Source organism: Sanguibacter massiliensis (genome assembly GCF_900240335.1).
Lineage (GTDB): Bacteria > Actinomycetota > Actinomycetes > Actinomycetales > Cellulomonadaceae > Flavimobilis > Flavimobilis massiliensis.
On sequence record NZ_LT964984.1, the window covers coordinates 1 to 3,844 of the forward strand.

The window sequence follows — 3,844 nt, forward strand, 5'->3', positions numbered from 1 at the left end:
TCCTCACGAACTTCTTCACGGCCCGCCGCGCCCTTCTGCGCCCGAGGAATCCGCGCGTATGGCTACTCCCAGTAGCCATACGCGCGGATTCCTCGGGCGGGGCTGCGGGTCGGGCGAGGCGTCAGCGGCGAGGCGTCAGCGGCGGGCCGTGAAGAAGTTCGTGAGGAGGCGCTCGCACTCCGCGCGGCGCACGCCCGGGCGGACCTCGACGAAATGGTTCTGGCGCGGGTCGCGCACAAGGTCCCACGCCGAGCCCGTCGCCCCGACCTTCGGGTCCCACGCGCCCAGCACGAGCCGCGGCACGCGCGCCGCGACGATCGCGCCCGCGCACATGACGCACGGCTCGAGCGTCACGACGAGCGTGCAGCCCTCGAGCCGCCACTCCCCGTGCGCCCGCGCAGCCTCGCGCAGGGCGAGGACCTCGGCGTGCGCGGTCGGGTCGCCGCTCGCCTCCCGCTCGTTGCGGCCACGGCCGATGACCGCGCCGTGAGCATCGAGCACGACGGCACCGACGGGCACGTCACCCGTCGCCAGAGCGGCCCGCGCCTCGTCGAGCGCAAGCCCCATCGCGTCGTCCCACCGACCGTCGTCGTGCACGCCCCCACCCTAGCCACGCACGAGCGCGCGTGAGATCCGCCTCAGCGGACCTGCGGCCCCTGTGCACGCCACGGTCGGGCGGTACCGTTGCCACATGCGCCTGCACGTAGCCGACCACCCGCTGGTGGCCCACAAGCTCTCCGTCCTCCGCGACGAGCGGACCGCCTCCCCCACCTTCCGGCTCCTGGTCGACGAGCTCGTCACGCTGCTCGCCTACGAGGCGACGCGCGAGGTGCGCACGCTCGAGGTCCCCATCACGACGCCCGTCGCCCCGACGACCGGCACGAAGATCGCCGACCCGCAGCCCATCGTCATCCCCATCCTCCGCGCAGGCCTCGGCATGCTCGAGGGCATGACGCGCCTGCTGCCGACGGCCGAGGTCGGCTTCCTCGGCATGCAGCGCGACGAGACGACGCTCGAGGCCATCACGTACGCGAACCGCCTGCCCGACGACCTCACCGGCCGCCAGGTGTTCCTCCTCGACCCGATGCTCGCGACCGGCGCGACGCTCGTCGCCGCGATCAACTACGTGCTCGAGCGCGGCGCACACGATGTCACCGCCGTCTGCCTGCTCGCCGCACCCGAGGGCATCGAGGTCCTCAAGGAGGCCGTCGGCGGCCGTGCCGACGTGTCCGTCGTCGTCGCCGCCGTCGACTCCCACCTCACCGACAAGGCCTACATCTCCCCGGGCCTCGGCGCCGCCGGCGACCGCCTCTACGGCATCGTCGACTGACGTCCCGCACCCTCGACGACGCCCCTCGCACCCGCCGGTGCGAGGGGCGTCGCCGTTCGGGGCCGCAGGGTGCGCGCGGGCGCCGGCCCGTCTCGACGCGTGCGTCAGCGGGGCGTGAGCGGACCGTGAGGCTCGACGAGGTGAGGCGTCAGCGTGAGCGAGAAGGACGCGAGGGCATAGGAGTCCCCCTCCGTGCCAAACGTCAGCGTGCTCGTACCCGCCGCGACGGCCGTGGCTCCGAACCCGCGGACGTCGACCCCGAAGCTGTTGACCGCACCGTTCACCTCGACCGGCGCGAAGCCGGTCGCCGTCGAGTCGAAGGCGTTGCTCGGCAATGCGAGCCCACCGAGCGGAGTCAGCGCCACACCGTCGTGCTTCACGTAGTCCCCCGAGAGCCCACGGTCCCCCTCCCATACCGTCGCGCCGAGGCGCACATCCGAGGCGACGTCCGCCGCGAAGCGGACATCCATCGAGCCGGTGCCCGAGACGAGGTCGAGCGCGTCGTAGACGCGCACGTCGGACACCGGAGCACCGGGCTCGTCGACGACGACGGTCAGGCTCCAGCCGCCGAACAGGGCACTGCCCGTTCCGGGAGCGACGTCCGGAACGAACGACCAGCCGCCCGTCCGAGCGTCCGGGTCGACGTCGATCACCGTCCGCACGAAGTCGGTGACGTCAGCGACCGATTGGAAGAAGTCGCGGCCCCCGAGCGGCTTCGCCCCGAGCGAGTCCGACGCCAGTCGCGACGAGCCGCGGACGTCGAGCGCCGTGCGGCTCGTGCCGGTCCCTCCGGGTGCGAGGAAGGTGCCGCCCCCGCGTGACGTGGCGTCACCCGGTGGCAGGCCCGGGTACGACGCCCCCCACGTGAGGTAGGCACCGACGACACGTGCTCCCTCGGGCAGCGTGAGCGTCGACGTCGAGAGCGGCCTACCGTTCACCCCGTCGAGGACGACACGACCGTTGACGCTGTCGTTGTTGGCGTTCCCGGCGGCCTGGCCGAGGCACGCTCGGTCGTTCGTCGCGCAGTGGATCGTCGGCGCACCGATCTCGTAGGCCCTGTACTGCCCCTCGAAGCGGGCACGCAGCTGGGCGCGCTCGGTGTCGACCCGGACGTCGAGGTCCGCGTCGACGACGTGCGACGTCGCCCCGACGGTCGCGGTGAGCGTCGCCGGGAGCGTCGTGAGCGTGAGCGGCGCGTCGGGGAGCACCACGACCTTGAGCGCAATCGTGCGGGTCGCACCCGCGTCGAGCTGGCCGAGCGTGCACCGGAGTCGCGTCGTCCCGCCCGCCCAGATGCCGCCGATGCAGACGTCGCCCGAGATCGCGAGGATCTCGGGCACGACAAGCTCGACGACCGCAGCGTCGAGCGCGCGGCCCGCGTTGGTGACGTCGAGCGTCATCCTGCCCTCGGCCAGGGACGGGCTCAGCACGACCGTGCCGCCGTCGGCGCCCAGCGCGTTCGCGTCGAGCTTCACCGCGAGCGCTGCACCCAGCGGCATCGACGTCGGCCTCGGCTCACCGTCGCCCGAAGCCGCCTCGACCTGAAGGTCTCCCGGCTCCGCGACACCGGCATCGAGATGAACAGCGAGTTGGAGGACGTCGGTGACGGTCGGGCCCGGCTGCGCGGCCGCCAGCCCGATGGTCCGGATCACGGCGGCGGTGAGCGGGATCCGCGCAGCGGCAGCAGCCGGCGGTCCAGGCTCGAGCATGCAGGTCGCGGAACGTGGCCCGTCCACCACGCACGACCAGTCCGACGCAACACTCCCGACTGCTGCGAAAGCGTTCTCAGCCCACGTCGCACCGAGCGGAAGAGTGAGGTGCGCCGTCAGCCTCTCGGTGAGCACCGCAGGCCGCTCGATCGCGACGTCGAGGACACCGGTGCCGCCAGCGACGAGCACGGTGCTCGCCCCGACCGTCACGACAGGCGGCTGCGCGCGCGGCGGTTCGGGGGGCGTCGGAGCGTCGGTCGGCTCGGTCGTCGGCGCGGCGGTCGGCCCGGTCGTCGGACGCGACGTCGGCTCGGCGGTCGGACGCGACGTCGGCCCGGTCGTCGGACGCGACGTCGGCTCGGCGGTCGGACGCGACGTCGGCTCGGTCGTCGGACGCGACGTCGGCTCGGTCGTCGGACGCAACGTCGGCTCGGTCGTCGGACGAGCGGTCGGCCCCTGCGGCGGGCCCGCCGTCGGCCCCGCGGTCGGCGCACCCGTCGCGGCATCGGTCGGCTCGTCCGTCACGGGCGGCGTCGGGCTCACCTCAGGGGCCGGGCTCACGTCGGGCGTCGGCCCGGCGCGCGGCGCCGACGGCGCGACCGGAACCGTCGCCGCCGCCGGCGGCACCGCCGGTGCCGGCGCATCGTCGCCGAACCTTCCCGCACCGAGCGCAAGGCCCCCCACGACCAGCAACGTCGCAACCCCCGCACCCGCAGCCACGAGCCACCGCGAGCCGACGCGCGCAGCCGCGGCGCCGGCCGCACCAGCGGCACCCCCGGCGCCGCCCGCGAACGCGACCCCGGCC

3 protein-coding genes and 1 pseudogene are annotated in these 3,844 nt (G+C 74.1%); 2 read left to right on the forward strand and 2 right to left on the reverse strand.

Annotation, left to right across the window (positions count from 1 at the left end; all coding sequences use genetic code 11):
* Window positions 1-135 precede the first annotated feature (135 nt).
* Entirely contained in the window at window positions 136-567 is a 432-nt protein-coding gene (locus tag C1729_RS14000; RefSeq protein WP_102510764.1) for a nucleoside deaminase, read from the reverse strand.
* Window positions 568-691: 124 nt separating this feature from the next.
* On the opposite strand from C1729_RS14000, the gene upp reads away from it, so the two are divergent.
* Window positions 692-1,330, forward strand: coding sequence for a uracil phosphoribosyltransferase (upp, locus tag C1729_RS14005; RefSeq protein WP_102510762.1), 639 nt, complete (start codon window positions 692-694; stop codon window positions 1,328-1,330).
* Window positions 1,331-1,434: 104 nt separating this feature from the next.
* On the opposite strand, the gene C1729_RS14010 is transcribed toward upp, so the two are convergent.
* A complete protein-coding gene (locus C1729_RS14010) occupies window positions 1,435-3,039 on the reverse strand; it encodes a hypothetical protein (RefSeq protein WP_129590784.1) in 1,605 nt (534 codons plus the stop codon).
* Between the two features lie 127 nt (window positions 3,040-3,166).
* Here C1729_RS14010 and C1729_RS14015 point away from each other — a divergent pair.
* A pseudogene (locus C1729_RS14015) lies at window positions 3,167-3,844 on the forward strand (hypothetical protein); the annotation flags it as partial.